Here is a 17211-nt window from a genome sequence, read left to right on the forward strand (position 1 = left end):
CTACTTTTTATTCTCCATAATGAAAAATGTGTGAAGGGATAGATCCATTTGTCTTATAGCTCAAAAGTGCTTTGTCAGCGTCGCGTTTTTCTTTTATTACACTTACATACTCTGGTTTAGCATCAAAATTTTGATAATCTTCATTATCAAGGATTAGTATTTTAGAAGTCGCGCTATATTCTCCTAAAACGATGTAATCTTTACTCTTAGAAGCAATTGTTTTACCACTATCATCGGTCACAGAAGTATCCGTTTTAGAAGTCCACAAAGCAGGTTCTGCTGATAGTTTTTTGACTTTCTTAAAACTAGCCTTTTCCCCTTTTTTCGTAACATGATTAAATGCCCCTTGATTCATTAATTTATTAGCTGCTTGTGTGTTCAAGACTAATGTATCTGATTTTGAACTGTATTTTCCCTCTACAGTTAGGCTTTTCTCTATATTCTTTTTATTAGTTTCTAACTTAGAGTCCATTTCTTCTTTATTATCACTGTATATGATAATCCCGTGTACGTGAGCTATATTTTTTTGAAAATAGTTATATCCGAAAAATCCGGTGATGGCAATTGGTACCAAAATTACTAGCGCTATTAATATTTTTTTCATTTATATCTTTCCTTTAGTGATATTTTTTTTATAGATTTTCTCTACTTTTTAATTCTAACATCAGTTCTTTTGATTACTACTTACATTTTTGTAATATAAAGCAGATATAATATTTTCTGGTTGTTTGCTCTCACTTTTCTACCTTTCTTAGACTCAAAGCGCAGCAATGGAAGAATCATTGAACCAATAAAAAAATACTCACTTAAGTTATAAGTGAGTATTTTTTTCAAACCAAATTCATGTAAAGAATTGGATAGGGCTGCCCTTGTTCATCAATAGCTTCTCTTTTGTAAATTTTAAATCCCATATACTCATAAAAAGCTCTTGCCTGGGGATTTTGTTCATTTACTGTAAGTTCTCTTACTAAATAATGGCTGATCGCTTCTTCAAGTAATTTTCTGCCTAATCCTTTATTCATATCGTCTGGATTCAGAAATAGCATCTCAAGTTTTTGCTCATAAATTCCCATAAAGGCGATTGGTTTTCCTTTTTTGTCTGATTCAATGATAAGATGTTTAATCTCTTTTAGAGCTTGTGGAACATATTTTTTTATTTCACTTATTTCTTCAGTTGATAAAAATAAATGACTGACTTCAACAGATTTTTCCCAAAGTACTACTAATTCTTCAATTAAGGCGGGTGTTCTTCTTGATTGACTGATTTCTTCCATTTTTTCTTTCTATTTTGTTTGACCTTTTATTTTTACTTAAAATATTTTTTTAGAAGTGAATCAAAGTTTCTAAATAGTGATTCAGAAAAGAGAGAGAGAAGGGCAACTAGAACAAAACTATCTAATGAAATTTTACTGATAGAAAAGAGAGAATTAAAAATAAAGCCTGAAAGAATAATCCCAACAATATTAAAAATAATTATCCCCATTTTAAAACGATTCAGTGGAGCACTAATTTTTGTTAAAATCATGAAACCTACAACGGCTAATAAAATGACGGCCGATGTCGATATTTCTGATGCGGTCAATTTAAAGGCGGCTCCAGCAATAACAACCCCTAAGACGGCCGTTATTTCTGTTAGACTGGCTGGCAGTGCTTTTAGGATTACATTTTTAATAAAGTCTTTTTCAATCCGTTTATCATTTTCTTCTAAAGAGAGTAAGAATCCTGGAATCCCAATGGTGAATAAACTAATGAGTGAAAGTTGTGAGGCTTGTAAGGGATAAGTGAAGACAAAGATTGCTGAGATAATCGCTAAGATGATTGAAAAGAGATTTTTCACAAGGAAAAGGATGGCTGAGCGCTGAACATTATTGACCACACGACGCCCTTCAGTGACAACTTGGGTCATGTGACCAAAATCTGAATCGAGTAAAACCACTTGTGCAACTTGGGTCGCAGCATCACTTCCTGAAGCCATAGCAATACTACAATCAGCACTCTTCATTGCTAAAATATCGTTAACGCCATCTCCGGTCATCGCAACTGTATGACCTTTTCGTTTGAGGGCCTGTACAAGTCGGCGCTTTTGATCAGGAGTCACTCGTCCAAAAACAGTATAGCTTTCTATCGCTTGGTCTAAATCTTCCTCGGTCTTCAAAAGATTAGCATCAATAAAATGTTCAGCTCTCATAATTCCTGCTCTTTTAGCAACAGCGGATACGGTCTGCGGATTATCACCTGAAATCACTTTGATATTCACACCTTGTTGTGCAAAATAATTGAAGGTTTCTCTAGCATTTTCTCTTATAGGATTTGCTAGAACAACATAACCTAAAGCTTGAGTTCCTAAATTAAGTTGTTCATAGTTTTTTTCTTCTGTTCTTGCTAAGACTAGAACACGAAATCCTTCTTTTAAGAGATGATTAATTTCAGAACTAATTTTTTCATAATTTTTCCCTAAAACAATTTCTGGTGCTCCTAAAAGATAACTTTCATTTTCAAAACAAACCGCACTATATTTTACTTTTGATGAGAATGGAATAATCTTTTTGACGCCGGTTATTTGATTTTGAAGGTCACCTTTTGCAAGCATAAATTCTCGAATCGCCTTCATGGTGTCATTGTCATCACTATTTGCTGAAATATAGTTAGATAAAACGCCCATAAACTTTTGTTCATTCATCTCACTACTAGGACTGACAAATACTTGCTCAACTGACATTCTTGGTTCTGTGATTGTTCCTGTTTTATCGACACATAAAACATCAACACGCGCCAAGGATTCAATACTTTTCATATTGTGTAATAGCACTTGATTACGGGCCAATTTCACACTACTGAGGGTTAAAGCGATAGTAGTTAAAAAATAAAGTCCTTCTGGAATCATTCCGATGACGGCTGCTACCATTGCCACGACACTAGTTTGTAAGGTATTGTGATTGACAAAATAATTTTGAGTAAATAAGATGACCGCAATTGGCAGAATAATGAAACTGACTCATTTTAATAATTTATTGAGTGCTCGAAGCATTTCGGAATCTTCGCCATGACTGACCAACTTTGCTTGCTCTGTTAATTTAGAAATGTAGGAATCTTTCCCAACTTTTTCTAAAATTACTCTGGCTTCTCCTGACACAACAAAACTTCCTGACAGAAGTTTGTCATCAACATTTTTTTCAATTTCGTCAGCTTCCCCTGTTAAAAGGGATTCATTGACAAAGATGCTTCCCTCAACAATACGAGCATCAGCAACAATTTGATTTCCTGTTTTAAGAATAATAATATCTTCTTCAACCAAATCATCTGAGGCAATCTTTTCTTGTTTACGATTTCTTATCACTGTGGACTGCGGCGCGTGTAGAAGTGTCATTTCGTCAAGATATCTCTTTGCCCTAATCTCTTGATAAATTCCGACCACTGTATTGATGACAATAATTGGCAAGAAAATCAGTTGATTCCATGCCTGAACTAAACTGATTAAGACAGCTATTACTGCAAAAATTAAATTAAAAAATGTAAAGGTATTGCGTTTTACAATTTCCCAGACCGGACGGTCTGTTTCAGCTAAATTTTTATTTATTTTTCCTTGGCGAATTCGTTCTTCGACCTCAAGACTCGTTAATCCTTTTAAAGACATATTTTTACTCTCTATTTCGTGAATGATTTTTTTAATGATTAAGTACTGTAAAAATACTTTGTTCTATCTTAACATAGTTCTGAGAAGTCCTGCAAACGGTAAAAATATTATTTTTGATTGTTTAGGTTTTTTTCTATTTAATTATGGTAAAATATGGTCATAATCTATAGAAAAGAGAATTTATTATGCCATATGTCCATGTTGAATTATTTGAAGGTCGTACAGTAGAGCAAAAAGCTGCGATTGCCAAAGAGATTACTGAAACAATCTCAAAACATGCTGGAGCACCTACTTCTGGAATTCATGTCATTTTTAATGACCTTCCAGAAGGAATGCTTTATCAAGGTGGGGAAATGAAAAAAAAGAAATAAGCTTTCTTTTAAGTCAATAAAAGCTGTCAGTAAATGATGGCTTTTTTATATCAGCTGTCAGTAATTTTTTTAGTAAATAAACTTCTCTTGAAAAAACATTTTTAATAGGATAAAATGAAAGCAACTCTAAAAGAAACTGGTGAAAAATGAAAGTTTTGATTACTTCTGGTGGAACAACAGAACCAATTGATGAGGTTCGAGGCATCAGTAATTTTGCGACAGGAAGTCTTGGTAAATTAGCCGCCGAAAAATTTTTACAGGCCGGTCATGAAGTCTTTTTATTGGCTGGATTACAGGCAGTTCTCCCAGAAAATGCTGCTCTTCTTACTCATATTCCAATTGAAGGAACCAAAGACCTTTATCAGCAAATGGAAAAATTAGTTCCTAAAATGGATGTGGTTATCCACAGTATGGCTGTCAGTGACTATCGACCAGTATACATGACTGGACTTGAAAATTTTTCTGGAAGCCTCTCTGTAGATGAACTTCTTGATTACCGTCCTGAGCAGGTTGGGAAAATTTCTTCTAAATCTGATCATCAAATCATGCTCTTAGAAAAAACGCCAAAGATTATTTCTTATATCAAAAAATGGAATCCTAAAGTTTTACTTTTTGGCTTTAAATTGTTGGTGGATGTGGAAAATTCTGAACTTCTTCATGTTGCTAGAGAAAAATTACTGACAACAGAGGCTGATTTTATCCTTGCTAATGACTTAAAAAATATTGAAGGTCAAAAGCACAAAGCACTTTTGGTCAGTAAAAATGAAGTAACTGCTTTAGATACAAAGTCAGAAATTGCTGACAGTCTTTTAAAAATATCGGAGGAATTAAAAAATGACTAAAATTACACTTGCGGTAACAGGTTCAATTGCAGCTTATAAAGCGGCTGATTTGACTTCATTACTGACAAAAGAGGGACATAATGTGACTGTCTTAATGACCAGAAGTGCTACCCAGTTCATCACCCCCTTAACTTTGCAAGTTCTGTCAAAAAATAAAGTTCATTTAGATATTATGGACGAGGAACGTCCTGAATTGGTTAATCATATTGATTTAGCTAAAAACACTGAACTTTTCCTTGTTGCGCCAGCAACGGCTGATACAATTAGTCGTTTGGCTCAAGGGCGTGCTGATGACATTGTGACTTCTGTCGCCCTTGCACTTGAACCCTCTGTTCCAAAATATTTTGCGCCAGCCATGAATACTAAAATGTATCAACATCCTCTAACTCAAAAAAACATTGAGATTCTTAAAAAAATAGATTATAATATGATTCAACCGAAAAAATCTATACTCGCTTGTGGAGATTTTGGTGAGGGAGCTCTCGCCGACTTACCTGACATTATCTCGGATTTAAAAAATTCTTTATAAAATAAATGAGGTATTTATGAAAAAATCAAAAGCGTCTGATGTGGCAATTTTAGCCATTTTTATTGCGATTATGGTTGTTGTCCAGCTTTTTACTCAGTTTGTGATTAACGTCTGGCCCTTTCCGGTAAAACCAACGCTTCTACATCTTCCCGTAATCATTGGCTCAATCATTTTAGGTTGGCGTAAAGGCGCCTTTCTTGGTTTGGTCTGGGGTTTAATCTCTTTTGTTACGGCAACGATTGTGACCACTCCAACAAGTTTCTTATTTAGCCCATTTCAGCCTGTGATTGGAACACATCATGGCTCGCCCTGGGGCTTATTCATCGCTTTTATTCCTCGAATTTTAGTAGGTATCCTCCCTTATTTTGTTTATAAAATAGCAAATAATCGTTTGGGTGCTGGCTTGGCTGCTTTTGCCGGAACTGCTACTAATACCATTCTTGTTTTGACATCGATTTTCTTATTCTTTGGCTCAACTCTAAAATGGTCTTTGAGTTACCTCTTAGGTGCCATTGTTGCAACAAATTCACTGACAGAAGTGATTATTGCTGTGATTTTAACCACTGCTATTGTCCCTGCTCTCACTAAGGCTCGCAATAATTCATGATTTCAAAAAGCAATCTATTTTGATTAGATTGTTTTTTTTATTAAAAAAATGTTATAATGTAAGCGTTGATAAGAAAATAAATAGGAGAAAACTTATGAAAAAAATATTAAGTTTCGACATTGATAACACACTCAATGAACCAAAAATGCCGATTTTCCCTGAAATGGCTGAATTGTTGGCGACTTTGTCTCAAAAATATATTATCGCTCCAATTTCAGGGCAAAAATATGATCAATTTTTGATTCAAATTATAAATAACTTGCCTGAATCTGCAAATTTGGATAATTTCCATTTGTTTGTTGCTCAAGGAACTCAATATTATGCTCACAAAGCTGGTGAATGGAAACAAGTCTTCAATTATGCTTTAACTGACGAACAAGCCAATGCCATTATGGGAGCACTTGAAAAAGCAGCTAAAGAACTTGGCCATTGGGACGAATCTGTTCTTCTTCCTGGTGATGAAATTAATGAAAATCGTGAATCAATGATTGCTTACTCAGCAATTGGTCAAAAAGCTGGGGTTGAAGCTAAACAAGCTTGGGACCCAGACATGACAAAACGTAATGAAATCGCTAAATTGGCTAGCCAATATGCTCCAGAGTTTGAATTTGAAGTTGCCGGAACAACAACAATTAACGGTTTTGTTCCTGGTCAAAATAAAGAATTTGGAATGAATCATTTGATGGAAGAACTCAACGTAACTAAAGAAGAAATCCTCTACTTTGGTGACATGACTCAACCTGGTGGAAATGATTATCCAGTTGTCCAAATGGGAATTGAAACAATCACTGTTCGTGACTGGAAAGAAACTGCTGCTATCCTCAAAGCAATTATTGCAATGGAAGAAGCTTAATTTTCGATTGATAAAAAGTTGTCATTAATGACAGCTTTTTTCTTTTCTATCAGAAAGTACTTTCAGAAATTTAAAAAAGACAGAATAGGTTTTCATTCTTTAGTCCTATTGAAATTAACAAAGAATTTAGGTAAAATAGGTAAGTATGTTTAATTTATAGAAGGTGAACTTATATTGAAAAATTTGAAAAAGAAATTAACATTGACTGGTTTAATGACATCCGGATTGTTACTCCTTTCTGGTTGTGTGCAAACACACGTTGTTGATGGAGTCCGTGTTCCAACGGAAGCGGCTACTCATGGGATTACTTACAATCTTTTGGTTCGTCCCATGTCTGCTTTTGTTGACCTATTCGCCAATAATTTACATCTTGGTTATGGTTGGGGAATCATTTTCGTCACTTTGATTATCCGTTTCCTCATTTTGCCATTAGGTTTGAATCAAGCTTACAAATCAACTTATATGCAAGAAAAAATGGCTTACCTCGCTCCCGTGTTTGCTCCTTTACAAGAACGATTGAAAAAAGCCCAAACGCCTGAAGAAAAAATGGCAGCGCAACAAGCCTTGATGGCTGCCCAAAAGGATAATGGCATTAATATGCTTTCATCTATCGGTTGCTTACCAATGCTTATTCAGTGGCCTTTCTTCATTGCTCTCTACAATGCAGCAGCTTACACAACAGGAATCTCAAGTTCAACATTTTATGGTATTCCTTTAGGACATCCTAGTATTGTCTTGGTAATTATTTCTGGTGTACTCTACTTCATTCAAACATGGATTTCAACCTTGTCAATGACTCCTGAACAAAAGAAATCAGGAATGGCCATGTTGATTATGAGTCCAGCAATGATTGTTGTCTTCTCATTCATGTCACCTGCAGGTGTTGCACTTTACTGGGCAGTTGGTGGTTTTGTAATTGTGATTCAACAAGTCATCATTACCTTTATCATGAAACCAAGAATGCGCCGTCGTATTGATGAAGAATTTACTAAAAATCCTCCAAAAATTAATGACGAAGGCATCAAAGATGTTACCCCTACTTCTGTTCAAGAAAATTTCAAAGCTATCACAAGTGAACGCAATGAAAAAGAACGTAAATCTGGTGGACGAAATGCTGGTAAACAAAATCGTAAGTAAGTTTTACTGACAGATATAAAAAAATTACTGATAGAATTTCTGTCAGTATTTTTTATTTCTCTATTCAATATTTTTTTGTTTGTCAAAATGATGAAAATAAATTGAACAATGGCTCTTAATTCTTGGCTAGTAAAAGATATAAAAAAATACTGACAGAAATTCTGTCAGTATTTTTTATATTTGTCTTATGTTAAATGAACCCCTTTATCAACATAAACAATATCACCAATTACACCTGAAGCAAGTGGGCTAACAAGGAAGGCAGCTGTTTGACCAACTTCTTCAATTGTCACACCAACACCGTCAGCTGTCCGGCTGTCAGATTCTTTAATCAAATCTTTGTAACCTGAAACTCCTGAAACAGCAAGTGTTTTAATTGCTCCTGCAGAGATTCCGTTAACATGAACACCCACATGTGCCATTTCAGCAGCAAGATAGCGAACAGTAGATTCAAGGGCAGCTTTAGCAATTCCCATAACATTGTAGTTAGGAATGGCACGAACTGAACCCATGTAAGTCAAGGTTACGATACCAGAACCTTTTTTAAGCAAAGGTTTCGCTGCTTTAGCAACTGCAAGTAAGCTATAAGCTGAAATATCTTGAGCAAGTGCATAACCATCACGAGAGATATCTGTGACATTTCCACCAAGATCTTCTTTTTTAGAGTAAGCAACTGCATGAACAAGCCCGTCAATTTTACCAACACGCGCTTCGATTGTCCCAAAAGCACGACGAATAGATTCATCAGAAGTCACATCACATTCGATGAGCAAATCTTCTGGTTCAGCCAATTTGGCCAATTGTTTTTCCATTCGTTCGTTTTGGTAAGTATAAATCAATGTTGCGCCTTGATCTTTCATTGCTTTGGCACAGCCCCAAGCAATAGATTTATTGTTAGCAACGCCCATGATAACAATTTTTTTACCTTCTAAAAACATAAATAAAATAAGTCCTTTTCTTTAAAATAATAAGGTTTCAGCGACTAATAAATAAAAAAAAGAAAAATTTAATCTCTTTACCTTTGCAACTCATATAAAAAAGTTGACACTCTCACAAGAAATTGATAATATTAATTGTAAAAGGTTTTGTATATCAAAATACTTGATACATAAAATTTTAACTTAAAAATCTTGAACTGTCAAGTTAGAGTGACGCCTCTTTTCGCCTGATTACTCGGGCTTTTCATTAATTTTTAAGAAGAAAAGGAATAAAAAATGACTAAAAAATACGCTATGACTGCTACAGAAGTGATGGAAGTTATTCCGAACCGCTATCCTATTATGTTCATTGACTACGTTGATGAAATTTCTGAAAATAAAATTGTTGCCACTAAAAATGTAACAATCAATGAAGAAGTTTTCAATGGACATTTCCCAGGAAATCCAACCTTCCCTGGCGTTTTGATTCTTGAATCACTCGCTCAAGCAGGTTCAATTTTGATTCTTAAAAAAGAAGAATTCCAAGGGAAAATGGCTTACATTGGAGCAATTGATAAGGCAAAATTCCGCCAAAAAGTGACTCCTGGTGATGTCATGAAACTTGAATTTGAAATTACAAAGTTCCGTGGAAAAGTAGGAACTGCTGATGCCGCAGCTTATGTTGATGGTAAAAAAGTAACCACTTGTCAGTTCACCTTTATCGTTGATGAAGCAGCTGAACAAACTAACTAAAAAAATTACTGACAGAACTTGTCAGTAATTTTTTTAGTTAAAACGGCTCTGTCAGTAGATTTCTTGCATTTTTTTGATGAATGATTGTAAAATTTCAATATGCTTCTCTAGCTTTTCCAATAGAATATACTCATTAGTAATATGACATTGGTCATGCTGACCAGGCCCAAAAACAACTGTTCTGATTCCAACATTTTCAAAAAATCCTTGGTCATTAGAGCCTGAGGCCCTGTCGTTTGCGCTCCTGATAAGTCAGTCAGCAATTGGATAAAGGGGGCTTGATTATCCGTCAAAGTTGATAAAACAGGTGTAACAATATCCTCGTAAGTGAAATGATATTTGTCCGCTAAATCAGTCATTACTTGTTCAAAAACTAACTCCAGTTCAGGTGTCAATCGGCAGTCAACAACCAGATCTGCAAAATCAGCTGTTTTATTGGGAGACTTCTCATCACCGGCATAAATAGATGTCACAACAAAAGTCGGCACATGTAGCTGACTATTTTTATAAGTCTTCAACTCTTCAAAAATCTGTTCAATATTTGCCAAAAAATAAGTAACATCACCTAAAGCACTTTCTTGAAAATGCTCTTGTACCGAAGCATGACCAGCCTTTCCAAAAAAATGCAGCTTCATAAAATGATTTCCACGTGTCCAATATAAATCTTCTCTAAATCAGTAGGTTCTGCAATAACGCAAAGAGCAGACTCATAAGAGCAATTTTGACTGAAATATCGAGCAAAATCTTCCGAACCCTTCCCGTCGAGCTCTTCGTTAGCCGTCCCAACGACCCAGATATCTTGACTTAAATCTTGACCGATAAAACTTGCAGCAGCAAGTAAATTCCCAACATCGCCGCCCTTCATGTCACTAGCACCAAGTCCAAAGAGTTTCCCCTCTTTCACTTGAGCATCAGTAGGGGGAAATTTCCAATCGCACAAATTCCCGGCAACTACAGTATCAACATGACCAGCTAGGATAATGGCTTTTTTTTTTTGTCCATTATTAACAATTGCCTTAATCTGTCCAGCAACAAACGTTTCCTCACGAACAACAAAATCAAAGCCTTCTTTAATCAACCACTTTTCAAGATAGATTAAGATTTCTGATTCATTTCCTGAACTTGATGGAATATCAACCAAACTTTTTAACAATTCTACCGCTTTTTCCATAAATTTCCACCAAACTATTTGTTATTTTCAGAAAGAGTATAGTTCTTTTGAATATCTTTATTAATTTGTCCATTCTTTAATTCTTCTTTAATCACAGAATTGACAACCTTTGTTAATTCATCTGATCCTTTAGGGAGTGCAACTGCTGAACCATAACTATCTTTTGGTGTTTTAACTTCAACATTCGCAATCGCCAAATCTGAATTAGCCGCAACATAACTTTTGGCAATCAAATTTTCAATAACTGCTCCTTGAACCTGTCCACCTTTAACTTCATTGATTTCATCACCGATTTGAGGTAAAGCAATCTCTGTTGTTCCTTTAAATTGACTGGTTACAATTCCTTCTTGAATGGAACCTTTTTGAGCGGCTACTTTTTTTCCTTTAAAGTCATCTACTGAACTATATTTACCTAAATCAGATTTTTTTACTACTAAATAATTGCTTGCTGTATAATAGACATCAGAAAAATTAACAGATTTTTCACGACTAGGTTCTTTTGAAATACCTGAAATAGCAATATCTGCTTTTCCTGTATTTAAACTAGCTAAAACATTATTAAAGTCCATACTTTCAATCTTAACTTTAACACCTAACTTTTTACCAATTGCATTAGCTAAATCCACATCAGAACCCACGACAGTATTCTTACCATCTTTAATAATTTGGAATTCAAAGGGTGGATAATCTGGGGATAAAGCGACTTTTAATACACCAGCTTTTTTTACTTTATCCACTTGATTAGTAGCCGATTTTCCATTTCCACAAGCTGCTAATGTTGCTACCGCAGCCAAACCAACTAATCCCAATGTCATTTTCTTCACGTTCTTGTTCATCCTTAAACCTCTTTTATAAATAGAATAAGTATAATTATACAATTTATTTTTGTTTTGTCAAGAATTATTGCATATTTATTTTATAATTATTTAAAAAGGACGATCAAACAGGGAAAAACCTGTACTATTATACTTTATATAAAACAAAAATTCACTTTTAAAGTGAATTTTTATTAGTTTTTTAATCCATTGCTCTTAATTCTAAAACCATATCACGTAATTGAGCTGCTCCTTCAAAATCAAGCGCAGCTGCTGCTTGTTGCATTTCTTTTTCAAGTTTTTTGACTAAAGCTTTGCGTTCTTTCTTATTCATCGCACTTGCATCAACTTCTTCCAGCTCACCAGAATCTGTTTTCTTAGTAATAGCAATCAAATCACGAATTTCTTTTTTGATGGTTTGAGGTGTAATTCCATGTTCTTCATTATACGCCATTTGAATGTCACGACGTCTTGCCGTTTCATCCATTGCATGTTTCATCGAACGTGTAATTTTATATTTTTGCCCCTCGTATTCTGTATAATAACCACTATCTAAGATTTCTTTATCTGCCGGATCATTTTCGTCAAGGGCTTTAGCCATGTCAGAATAAAGAATAACATGACCTTCACTATTACGCGCCGCACGGCCAATTGTTTGAATCAAACCACGTTCATTTCGCAAAAATCCTTCTTTGTCCGCGTCCAAAATCGCTACTAAAGAAACTTCGGGAACGTCAATCCCTTCACGAAGCAAATTAATTCCCACCAGAACATCAAACACTCCTAAACGTAAATCGCGAATAATTTCGGTTCGTTCTAAGGTTTTGATATCTGAGTGCATATATTTGACTTTAATCCCCATTTCTTTGAAGTAGGCAGTCAAATCTTCAGACATTTTTTTAGTCAAAGTCGTGACAAAAACTCGCTCATTTTTCTCAGCTCGTTTATGAATTTCAACCACTAAATCGTCAATTTGTCCCATCATTGGTCGAACTTCTACGACAGGGTCCAACAAGCCTGTCGGGCGAATAATTTGTTCAACAATAGTGTCGGTCTGTTCCATTTCATAATCGCCAGGAGTCGCTGAAACATAAACAATTTGGTGAACATGGCTTTCAAATTCTTCACGTTTTAAAGGACGGTTATCAAGGGCTGAAGGCAGACGGAATCCATAGTTACAGAGCATTTCTTTACGAGCTCTGTCACCATTATACATTCCTTTAACTTGTCCCATTGTCATGTGTGATTCATCAATCATAATCATGAAATCATCAGGGAAGAAATCAAGCAAGGTATAAGGAGGTTCGCCTTCCTCACGTCCGTCCATATGACGTGAATAGTTTTCTACCCCATTACAATAACCCATTTCACGAAGCATTTCAATATCATAGTTAGTTCTTTGTTCTAAACGTTGAGCTTCAAGAAGCTTTCCTTCTGAACGGAAAACTTTTAATTGTGCTTCTAATTCCGCTTCTATCTTGGCAATGGACTCTTCCATACGGTCATCATTTGTCATGAAATGTGTCGCTGGGAAAATTGCCAAATGGTCCACTTCACCTAAAACTTGTCCAGTCAATACTTCAATTTCACGAATGCGATCAATTTCATCACCGAAAAATTCAACACGGAAGGCATGCTCATCACGAGAGGCTGGAAAAACTTCTACAACATCCCCACGAACCCGGAAACAGCCCCGTTGAAAGTCAATATCATTGCGCTCAAATTGAATCCCTACCAAATCGTTTAAAAGTTGGTCTCGAGAAATTTCTTGTCCTGGTCGCAATGAAACGACTGAATCTTGATACTCTTTGGGTGAACCTAAACCATAAATACAAGAAACAGAGGCCACAACAATGACGTCATTACGCTCTAATAGGCTTGAAGTTGCGCTATGACGCAATTTATCAATTTCATCATTGACCGAACTGTCTTTTTCAATATATGTGTCAGAACTTGGAACATAGGCTTCTGGTTGATAGTAATCATAATAGGATACAAAATATTCAACCGCATTATTTGGGAAAAATTCTTTAAATTCGCTGTATAATTGACCAGCCAGTGTTTTATTATGAGCCATGACCAGAGTCGGTTTTCCCGTTTGAGCAATGACCTGACTCATCGTATAGGTTTTTCCTGTCCCAGTTGCCCCACGCAAAATTTGCGCTTTTTCTCCATTTTCAATATTTTCTACGAGTTCACTAATCGCTTGACCTTGGTCACCAGCTGGGTCATATTTTGAAACCAGTTCAAATTTATTATCTGTTATTCTTTCTATTGCCATTCTTTTTCCTTTAATTCTTTTCTATGATATTTGAAAAATAATCTAATGCTTGATGATAAACCTAGCTTTTAAAGCCAAAATCTATTTTTAAAATCTCAGTTAAGGATAAAAATTGATAGCTTGAAAACTCAATTTCTTCAGGATGGCTTTCAAGGTCAATTTTTGCTTGCTCATCTAATCTAACAAGAAAATAGTGCTGTTCTTGACCTGCGTAAGTCCATGTTGGAAATTTCATGTCTTTAGGAAAATCATATTTTAATGTTCCTGGATATTGTCCAATAATTTCAAAGTTTTTCGTGCCAATTTCTTCTGAAAGTTCTCGGATAATGGCACTTTCAGGATTTTCTCCTGCTTCAATTCCGCCTTGAGGAAAGCCCCAATTCATTCCGTCTGCTCGCTTGGCTAACCAGATTTTGTTTTCTTTATTGAGAATAATGGCTGCGACGTTTTGTCTGTATTCTTTCATTTTTATCTTCTTTTTATTTATTTTAGTGTTGAATTCTATAGATATAAAAAATCATTTCATTATTAATCTTCTAATACAATTTTACCATTTTCACAGCTAAAAATATGCTATAATTGAATTATATTCAAAAAAAGATAAGGAAGTTTTATTAATAATGAATCGCGATGAAATTCAAGCAAATTTAATTAAAGCAAGTCACATGATTAGCATGGACGATATTATTCGTGAAGGATACCCAACCTTACGTGAAGTCGCAAATGATGTGACCTTGCCATTATCAGATGAAGACATCATCTTAGGGGAAAAAATGTTGCAATTCTTGCACAATTCTCAAGACCCTGTTATGGCTGAAAAAATGGGACTTCGTGGCGGAGTGGGCCTTGCTGCAAACCAACTTGGTTTGCTCAAAAAAGTCATTGTTGTTTTGATTCCTAATGAACCTGAAGTCGATGAAGAAGGAAATGAAATTCCACCTAAAGAAGCTTACAAAATGCGTGAAATCATGTATAATTCAAAAGTGGTTAGCCATTCTGTACAAGATGCGGCCGTTGAAGGTGGCGAAGGTTGTCTTTCTGTTGACCGTGAAGTTCCAGGTTACGTCGTTCGTCATGCTCGTGTAACTGTGGAATACTACAACAAAGAAGGCGAAAAGAAAAAAATTCGCTTAAAAGATTTTCCAGCCATTTGTGTTCAACACGAAATTGACCACACTAATGGTGTCATGTTCTACGACCACATCAATATGAATGACCCTTGGGAAATTAAAGATGGCATGATTATTGTTAAATAATCAGCAAATTCACTGATGAATTTGTCATCAAAAATGAAAAATAAAGTAAAAATTACTGACAAGCTTCTGTCAGTAATTTTTTTATCCACAGCTTTAACGTTTACTGTGTTCACATTAAATAATCTTAGATTATCCTTACTTGCCTTAGCAGTTTACGAAATCCCAAAGCTTTTGTCAGCAATTTCTACTGACAAATTCTTCAGGAAATAATAATCATAAATTTTTATTTAGCAATTTTGGCAAAATATTCAAGGGTACGAATTAATTGAGCAGTGAAACTCATTTCATTGTCATACCAAGCAGCAGTTTTAACTAATTGTCCACCGTCTTTTAAGTCAGTCACTTCAGTCAATGTCGCATCAAAGAGTGAACCGTAAGCCATGCCGATAATGTCAGATGACACAATTTCATCAACATTATAGCCAAAGCTTTCATCAGCAACAGCTTTCATTGCTTCGTTGATTTCATCAACAGTGACATGTTTTTCAAGCACTGTAACGAGTTCAGTAATTGATCCTGTTGGAGTTGAAACACGTTGAGCATGTCCTTTCATCAAACCAGAAAGCTCAGGCAAAACAAGACCAATTGCTTTAGCCGCTCCACTTGATGCTGGAACAATATTTTCAGCTGCAGCACGCGCACGGCGGAAATCTCCACCATGATGTGGACCATCAAGTGTCATTTGGTCACCAGTGTATGAGTGGACAGTAGTCATTGTCCCACCTTTAACACCAAAGTTTTTGTTTAATGCGTCTGCCATTGGTGCTAAACTATTTGTAGTACAAGAACCGGCAGAAATAACTGTTTCACTTCCATCAAGAATTGTGTGATTTGTGTTGAAGACAACAGTTTTAACATCATTTCCACCAGGTGCTGTAATCAAAACTTTCTTAGCTCCACCAGGATGCAAATGTTTTTCAGATTTTTCTTTAGTCGCAAAGAAACCTGTCGCTTCAAGAACAATTTCCACCCCAGAATCAGCCCATTGAATATCTTCTGGATTACGTTCAGCAGTGACTTTCACAAATTTTCCGTTGACATCAAAACCATCTTCTTTGACCTCAACTGTTCCTTTAAAACGTCCTTGACTCGTATCATATTTAAGTAAATGCGCAAGCATTGCTGGGTCTGTCAAATCATTGATGTGCGCTACTTCAACTCCTTCGACTTCTTGAATTCGACGTAATGCCAAACGTCCAATACGACCAAAACCGTTAATACCAACTTTAACTACCATGATGTAGTCCTCCGTTTTTTTATTTAGATGATGAGAATTTCTCTTTTTCTACTACGAATATCACTCTTCGTAATACGAAACATTGTTTCAGGTCAACTGCTGTGGTATAATATAAATAATGAATTTATAGTTATTAGAGACATCTCTTATCTCTAATATAAATGATACTACTTTTTTTATTTAGTGTCAATTTTTTTTACTAAAAATGTTTAAGGAGTTTTTATTATGAAATTATCATCTGGTTGGGAACAATCTGTTTACGTTTTACTTATTTTGGCAAGACTTCCTGAAAATCGGACGATGTCATCCATTGCACTTGCTAATCGTCTCAAAGTTTCACCCTCTTATCTCAAGAAAATAATCAAATCGCTCGTTGATGAAGGACTTTTACGCTCAACAACTGGAAAAAATGGCGGCTTCTCTCTCAATAAAGATCTTCTTGATATTAGTTTTTATGATGTCTTCTTGGCCATTGAGGGCCGTGGACGAATTTTTCAAAGTCAAGGACTCTTACAAAATTTTATTGGTGCAGAATCTGGTAAAGCACAACATTGTGCGATTACAACTGCGCTTGATGAGATTGAAAATACTCTTGTCAGAACCTTGTCAAATGTATCGCTAGCGCAAGTTGCTGACGAAACCCAATATAATTACAATCTCGGCTATCTTGATGAGTGGATTGACGAAATGGATTGAAAAATTTACTGACAGAATTTCTGGCAGTTCATTGTGAATAGAAAAATTGCTGACATTAATCTCGTCAGCAATTTTTTCATTGTTTCATTTTTCTGTCACTAATACTATTTTA

At 35.4% G+C, this 17211-nt stretch carries 18 protein-coding genes and 2 pseudogenes; 9 read left to right on the plus strand and 11 right to left on the minus strand.

The features are described from left to right. Positions 1-7: 7 nt before the first annotated feature. The 3 genes and pseudogenes from LLA01S_RS07190 to LLA01S_RS13575 all read right to left on the minus strand — a co-directional run bounded on the left by LLA01S_RS07190 (position 8) and on the right by LLA01S_RS13575 (position 3634). Complete coding sequence (locus LLA01S_RS07190; RefSeq protein WP_061778056.1) at positions 8-604, minus strand: lipoprotein BA_5634 family protein; 597 nt, start codon at positions 602-604, stop codon at positions 8-10. Between the two features lie 226 nt (positions 605-830). Continuing rightward, positions 831-1274: a GNAT family N-acetyltransferase gene (locus LLA01S_RS07195; protein WP_011675583.1), complete on the minus strand. Its 444-nt coding sequence runs from the start codon at positions 1272-1274 to the stop codon at positions 831-833. A 32-nt stretch (positions 1275-1306) separates the two neighbouring features. Beyond that, positions 1307-3634 (minus strand): annotated as a pseudogene (locus LLA01S_RS13575) (cation-translocating P-type ATPase). A gap of 185 nt (positions 3635-3819) precedes the next feature. On the opposite strand from LLA01S_RS13575, the gene thmT reads away from it, so the two are divergent. The 6 genes from thmT (at position 3820) to yidC (ending at position 7973) form a co-directional block, all read left to right on the plus strand. After that, positions 3820-4005 (plus strand): 2-hydroxymuconate tautomerase, encoded by a 186-nt coding sequence (gene thmT, locus LLA01S_RS07205; protein WP_011675581.1) that lies wholly within the window; start codon positions 3820-3822, stop codon positions 4003-4005. A 146-nt stretch (positions 4006-4151) separates the two neighbouring features. After that, complete coding sequence (locus LLA01S_RS07210; RefSeq protein ID WP_011675580.1) at positions 4152-4847, plus strand: phosphopantothenate--cysteine ligase; 696 nt, start codon at positions 4152-4154, stop codon at positions 4845-4847. Continuing rightward, complete coding sequence (coaC, locus tag LLA01S_RS07215) at positions 4840-5376, plus strand: phosphopantothenoylcysteine decarboxylase (protein ID WP_061778057.1); 537 nt, start codon at positions 4840-4842, stop codon at positions 5374-5376. The genes LLA01S_RS07210 and coaC overlap by 8 nt, the downstream gene beginning before the upstream one ends. 16 nt (positions 5377-5392) lie before the next feature. Then, the gene (locus tag LLA01S_RS07220; RefSeq protein WP_011675579.1) at positions 5393-5983 is read left to right on the plus strand and encodes an ECF transporter S component; all 591 of its coding nucleotides are present in this window, start codon (positions 5393-5395) and stop codon (positions 5981-5983) included. Between the two features lie 94 nt (positions 5984-6077). Next, the gene (locus LLA01S_RS07225; RefSeq protein WP_011675578.1) at positions 6078-6836 is read left to right on the plus strand and encodes an HAD-IIB family hydrolase; all 759 of its coding nucleotides are present in this window, start codon (positions 6078-6080) and stop codon (positions 6834-6836) included. A gap of 174 nt (positions 6837-7010) precedes the next feature. After that, positions 7011-7973, plus strand: a complete 963-nt coding sequence (yidC, locus tag LLA01S_RS07230) for a membrane protein insertase YidC (RefSeq protein ID WP_011675577.1) — start codon at positions 7011-7013, stop codon at positions 7971-7973. A gap of 185 nt (positions 7974-8158) precedes the next feature. Here the strand turns inward: yidC and fabI are convergent, their stop codons facing one another. Then, entirely contained in the window at positions 8159-8911 is a 753-nt protein-coding gene (fabI, locus tag LLA01S_RS07235) for an enoyl-ACP reductase FabI (protein WP_011675576.1), read from the minus strand. Between the two features lie 276 nt (positions 8912-9187). Here fabI and fabZ point away from each other — a divergent pair, with 276 nt between their 5' ends. After that, positions 9188-9643: a 3-hydroxyacyl-ACP dehydratase FabZ gene (gene fabZ, locus LLA01S_RS07240; RefSeq protein ID WP_011675575.1), complete on the plus strand. Its 456-nt coding sequence runs from the start codon at positions 9188-9190 to the stop codon at positions 9641-9643. Between the two features lie 51 nt (positions 9644-9694). On the opposite strand, the gene LLA01S_RS13225 is transcribed toward fabZ, so the two are convergent. The 6 genes and pseudogenes from LLA01S_RS13225 to LLA01S_RS07260 all read right to left on the minus strand — a co-directional run bounded on the left by LLA01S_RS13225 (position 9695) and on the right by LLA01S_RS07260 (position 14376). Further along, positions 9695-9892, minus strand: a complete 198-nt coding sequence (locus LLA01S_RS13225; RefSeq protein ID WP_308297647.1) for a M20/M25/M40 family metallo-hydrolase — start codon at positions 9890-9892, stop codon at positions 9695-9697. Between the two features lie 155 nt (positions 9893-10047). Further along, a pseudogene (locus LLA01S_RS13230) lies at positions 10048-10278 on the minus strand (peptidase dimerization domain-containing protein); the annotation flags it as partial. Then, positions 10275-10814 carry a M20 family metallopeptidase gene (locus LLA01S_RS13235; RefSeq protein ID WP_255209978.1) on the minus strand — a complete coding sequence of 180 codons (540 nt, stop codon included), beginning with the start codon at positions 10812-10814 and terminating at the stop codon, positions 10275-10277. The gene LLA01S_RS13235 and the pseudogene LLA01S_RS13230, both read right to left, overlap by 4 nt. 14 nt (positions 10815-10828) lie before the next feature. Next, the gene (locus LLA01S_RS07250) at positions 10829-11638 is read right to left on the minus strand and encodes an ABC transporter substrate-binding protein (protein ID WP_080513978.1); all 810 of its coding nucleotides are present in this window, start codon (positions 11636-11638) and stop codon (positions 10829-10831) included. A 193-nt stretch (positions 11639-11831) separates the two neighbouring features. Then, positions 11832-13910, minus strand: coding sequence for an excinuclease ABC subunit UvrB (gene uvrB, locus LLA01S_RS07255; protein WP_061778058.1), 2079 nt, complete (start codon positions 13908-13910; stop codon positions 11832-11834). Between the two features lie 61 nt (positions 13911-13971). After that, entirely contained in the window at positions 13972-14376 is a 405-nt protein-coding gene (locus tag LLA01S_RS07260; RefSeq protein WP_011675572.1) for an RNA pyrophosphohydrolase, read from the minus strand. Positions 14377-14530: 154 nt separating this feature from the next. Here LLA01S_RS07260 and def point away from each other — a divergent pair, with 154 nt between their 5' ends. Then, positions 14531-15166 (plus strand): peptide deformylase, encoded by a 636-nt coding sequence (gene def, locus LLA01S_RS07265; RefSeq protein WP_061778059.1) that lies wholly within the window; start codon positions 14531-14533, stop codon positions 15164-15166. Positions 15167-15389: 223 nt separating this feature from the next. Here the strand turns inward: def and gap are convergent, their stop codons facing one another. Next, a complete protein-coding gene (gap, locus tag LLA01S_RS07270; protein ID WP_061778060.1) occupies positions 15390-16403 on the minus strand; it encodes a type I glyceraldehyde-3-phosphate dehydrogenase in 1014 nt (337 codons plus the stop codon). Positions 16404-16628: 225 nt separating this feature from the next. Between gap and LLA01S_RS07275 the strand changes: the two genes are divergently transcribed. After that, positions 16629-17099 carry an Rrf2 family transcriptional regulator gene (locus LLA01S_RS07275; RefSeq protein ID WP_011675569.1) on the plus strand — a complete coding sequence of 157 codons (471 nt, stop codon included), beginning with the start codon at positions 16629-16631 and terminating at the stop codon, positions 17097-17099. The last annotated feature ends 112 nt before the right edge of the window (positions 17100-17211 follow it).

Origin of the sequence: Lactococcus cremoris subsp. cremoris NBRC 100676 (assembly GCF_001591705.1) — a bacterium.
GTDB lineage: Bacteria > Bacillota > Bacilli > Lactobacillales > Streptococcaceae > Lactococcus > Lactococcus cremoris.